Genomic DNA, 4,330 nt, shown 5'->3' on the forward strand with positions numbered 1-4,330 from the left:
AATCTCTTTCGCTTTATTTTTATGAAATTTTCCAGCTGTTTATCGGTAAAATTTAAAACCTCTTTTCGATTTTGTAAATTTACATAGGTGTGCCTTATATCGCAGCAGCTATCAAAAATATATTTCCAATTTTTAATTAGCCAGTCTGCTTCTACTATATTTTTATCTGTTTTAAACAAAGACGGCAGAACCCATAAGCCTGCCTTGTAGCCGCCAATTACGATCAATTTTATAAAATTTACTCCATCATCATCTTTTGCTTTTACTACGACAAAATTTACATTTTTCTCATATGGATAGCTGGATTTTCTACATTCGATAATATCTCCGACCTCGATCTTTCCGCGAAATTTCAAGAGGGGAATGCTAAATTTTTTCATTAGACTCCTCTTTATACGTCTATTGCGTCCGAATTTATCCCTAGGTTTTGTCAGTCTGAAACCGGGGATTGTTTCGTCGCAATCTTCTTTGTAATCTTTCAGTTCATCGCTACTAAGGTAATTATCGGAGCATATAAATACCTCCTGGGGGCTCGCATTGATGCTGAAATTTGCTAAATTACGAATCAATTGCTCCTTATCCACGACAAACCCCGCTTTGCTTGATAACATCTCGCTAGGAAGCTCAAAGTATCTGTTATCTTTTAAATTTAAAAGGCAAGGATTTTCTGTCCAGAAACAGCGCTCATCGCAGACCATAAGCTCATCGTCGTTAAATTTTATAATATCGCCTCTTTGTAAATCATTGTCGAAGGTTGATATTGGTAAGATGGTCATTTGAAGTCCTTTTTGCTTGCTAGATTAAACATGTTCATAATAAATTTTCGTTATTTATAATCGCTAAATTACACCTCGATAACCACATCCTTATACTTTTCATAAAGCCTCGGCTTTAAAATTTTATCACGATACTCTTTGCCCGCCTTAGTCATACACATCCAGTGGCTAAATCTGCTCCATGTGTTAGGGTCTTTCCAAGTTATCTCTGCTTGGGGAGTTATGTTCTCCTCCTCTAAAAATTTATACCCAAAAAAGAAATTATCTCTAAAATAGATCCACTTCTCATAAAGCGACATACCTAGATCGATCTTGGATAAATTCGTATCGAAGTCAGCCCATTTCTTTCTTAAATTTCCGCGCTCTATGCCGAAGTCTATCATACCCCCTAAAAATAGTTGGCCCATTACTCCGAAATACTCTCCCGCGTATGTCGGATAGGCTGAAATTTCAGGATTATCTTCGTCCGCTAGCTTATAGTCGCTTTGGATAATCCCATATAGTTCAAACCATTCGTACCAATCAAAGATTTCATATTCAAGGTAATCCAAAATATCTTTTTTTCTGGTACCGGGAATTTGAGCTAATACGCGAATAAACGAATCCATCCAGCAATCAAATCCTAAAGCCTTATAAAGTTCTTCATCTTTGTTAAAAACCCAGCCGTATAGTTCATTCGGTTTCAAAATTTTAAATTTCATAGTATCTCCTTTTTAAATTTAATCGGTTGCCGATAGAATTTACCTCATCGATCCGTTTGGTTGATCTCATAAACTCGTTAATATAAAAATTATTTGATTCCGAGAGCTTGGGCATACTTTTTAGTATTTTATCTAAATCGACGCTCTTTATTTCGGCGCAATTTTTTATATCGCCGCAGATGCCGACAAAAATAAGATCATCTTTATTTTTGCCTATAAATTTACCCTTTGCGTAATAGCCGCCTTCAAATCTTTCATAGGCTATATAATATAATATTTGCTTTAAAATTTCACTTTGATCCAGCTTAAAATAGGTGCAGAATTCCACGCCCTCCATATCTTGCGATATGTCGGTGGCGCCTACGGAGCTTTTTTCATATTTTTTAAGATCTATTTTTCCGATATTGTCCTCATCTCCTTCGCCGATTGCTCCAAGTGCGCGGAAATCCCTATCTATCTCGCCGTAAATATCAAAAAACAGATAGCTGCCCTTAAAGCTTTTATAGGCGAATTCCTTTACGGCGTCCTTAACAATTTCAATATTTGCAAGCGTAACTTCGGTCTTTTTGCAAGATTCGTTTTTTATCTCGACTTCGATCATCTAAACTCCTTTATCTGCCTTGCTAAATTTTAATCCGTTAGCCATTTTACTACATGCTCCAATAATTCCTCTAAATTTTCGGCTCCGCAACTTCCTTTGAGTTCGTTTTCCGTGGCATTGATGAAAAACCAATCCTCGTCATCTCTATCGATATTTATTTTGATCGGCTTTTTCCCGCTCTCGCCATCGATTTTAATCCACCAACCAGGATTATCGACCGTTTCTAGCGTAAGGCCATATTCATGCTCCCATTCTCCGTCGCATTTGGAAGCATACCAGTTTTGTATGAGTTTTAGATTATTCATTGCTCCTCCTTTAATTTCATAAATTTTAAAATTCTCGATTTGTTAGGCTTTGATATTGCAATTGAAGCAGGGCTTCTTTGCTATTTAAATTTAATCGCTTATTAGAAATTTCTTTTCCACGCCATCTTCCTTTATGTCGATTATCTTCCACCCCGGTCTATTTAAAAATTTTATAGCTTTTTCATCCAGTTCGGACAAGGGCTCCTCAAGATTAAATTTAGTTTTATAGTAAAATAGCGAAAGATCTCTTTTATTGCCCTGCTCCATAAGCTGCATTATGCACTTATCGTTTGGATACCCACTATCATAGCGGTTTATCATCATAAACGCCTCGCAGCTTTTATGAAATGGGAAGCGGCCGAAGTTAAAAAGATTGCCGACGAGCTCAAATACAAGGACAAAAAACAGAAATAAAATGAATAGCTTGATCATTCTGCGTTTCATTGCAGCGTTTCCTAAATTTTGAAATCAAAAATTCGTTTGTGTTTTAAATGCCAGACGGTATTTGCGCTTAAGTCGCGGGTGCGCCCAAGCATTGGCCGAAACTGTCGGGCGCAAAATTTACGACGCTATCTCGCTTTTTGCCGCGCCAGCTGCGGCGGATTCGCTTTCGTCCATGATGATGAGCTGTTTTGCGCGCTTGATCTTGGCATCGTCGCGAAACGCCGCGCGCACCTTGTCCATGCCGGTGTAAAATTCCTTCATCAAAACAAGGCACAGATACGCGCCGAATTCCGTCGTGCGGATAATCTCGCCCTCGATCCGCACGGCTCCTGCAAGCCTTAGCAGGCTAAGCTCTCTGCCCAGTTCGCGGCGCAGGTTTAGATCGTTTGCGGCGTTAAATTTAGCGATGTCGATCTCGCCGTTGAAAAGCTCGGTCAAAAACAGATATTTTGCGCGCTCGGATCTGCTAAAATCGCAAGTGGCGATGACGGTGCTTTCGTTTTTGCGCACCCTGCTCGCGTACTCTTCGAGGTTGAACGCATTTATGAGCAGCCTGCCGCCTAAGAAACTAAACGCGCCGCTTCCGATGCCTACGTATTCGTGGTTTGTGCCTACATACTCGTCGCTCATATTTGATTTTTCGCGAGCAAAGGCCCATGCGTTGCTGCGGTGCCAGCTAGAAAATTCTTTGCAGATGATGGAGTAAAATTCCTCTTCGTGATCTACATTGCTAACGCCGAGGCTCCGCGCTATTTGATCGCGCATCAAAGGCGATTTCATCAGCGGATACAGCGTGATCTGCTCCGGTTTTACCGCTTTTGCCGCTTCGATGTCGCGAAGTAAAATTTCGCGCGTTTGAAATGGAAAGTTAAATATCAGATCCAAGCTTAAAATCGGTAAAATTCCGACCGCTCGGGATAGCTTTTTTTGCAAAATTTCGCCTGAGCCAAATTTGTCGTAGCGTGAAGCTTTACGTAAAATATCGTCATCAAAGCTCTGAACCCCCACGCTTAGGCGATCTATTAGCCCACGAAATCGCAGCAAGCTCTCAGGCTCGATGTGGTTGGGATCGCTCTCGCATGAGACCTCTTTGATGCTAAAAAGCGACTTTGCAAGCTCCAGCGTGCGCGCTAACTCATCCTCGTCAATGAGCGTCGTGCCGCCGCCTACATAAAGCGTCTCAAAGTCGTAGCCTGCGTCCTTCGTGCGCTGCATCTCGGTGCGTAGCGCGCCGAAATACGCCTTACACGCGCCGCGCTCGTAGGCGTATTTATGAAAGGAGCAGTACGGGCAAAACGTGTGGCAAAAGGGCACGTGCATGTAGAGCATATATTTTTTATCAGGGTTTGGAATTTTAGCGATATTTTCCTGCGTGATGTCGATTCTAAGGGAGTTGCAGAGGGATTTTTGCATGGTGTCGGCGGCATATTTTTTTGCGAAGCTATGCACCATTTGACTGATAAAATTCATAAAACTTTAACCTTTTTTAAACTTAAAAATTAA

General features: G+C 40.9%; 6 protein-coding genes. All 6 read right to left on the reverse strand.

Annotation, left to right across the window (positions count from 1 at the left end):
* Positions 1-776 (reverse strand): hypothetical protein (locus Q0438_RS09490; RefSeq protein WP_299190405.1); only part of this gene is annotated, 776 nt, incomplete at its 3' end.
* Between the two features lie 68 nt (positions 777-844).
* A complete protein-coding gene (locus tag Q0438_RS09495) occupies positions 845-1,477 on the reverse strand; it encodes a hypothetical protein (protein ID WP_299190407.1) in 633 nt (210 codons plus the stop codon).
* On the reverse strand, positions 1,467-2,078 hold the full coding sequence (locus Q0438_RS09500; protein ID WP_299190409.1) for a hypothetical protein: 612 nt from the start codon (positions 2,076-2,078) through the stop codon (positions 1,467-1,469). Before Q0438_RS09500 ends, Q0438_RS09495 begins: the two co-directional genes overlap by 11 nt.
* A gap of 29 nt (positions 2,079-2,107) precedes the next feature.
* Entirely contained in the window at positions 2,108-2,383 is a 276-nt protein-coding gene (locus tag Q0438_RS09505) for an Imm53 family immunity protein (protein WP_299190411.1), read from the reverse strand.
* A gap of 90 nt (positions 2,384-2,473) precedes the next feature.
* Positions 2,474-2,827, reverse strand: a complete 354-nt coding sequence (locus Q0438_RS09510; RefSeq protein ID WP_299190412.1) for a hypothetical protein — start codon at positions 2,825-2,827, stop codon at positions 2,474-2,476.
* A 117-nt stretch (positions 2,828-2,944) separates the two neighbouring features.
* Positions 2,945-4,297: a coproporphyrinogen III oxidase family protein gene (locus Q0438_RS09515; RefSeq protein ID WP_299190413.1), complete on the reverse strand. Its 1,353-nt coding sequence runs from the start codon at positions 4,295-4,297 to the stop codon at positions 2,945-2,947.
* Positions 4,298-4,330 lie beyond the last annotated feature (33 nt).

It is taken from the genome of uncultured Campylobacter sp., from assembly GCF_938030785.1.
In the GTDB taxonomy this organism is placed as follows: Bacteria; Campylobacterota; Campylobacteria; order Campylobacterales; family Campylobacteraceae; genus Campylobacter_B.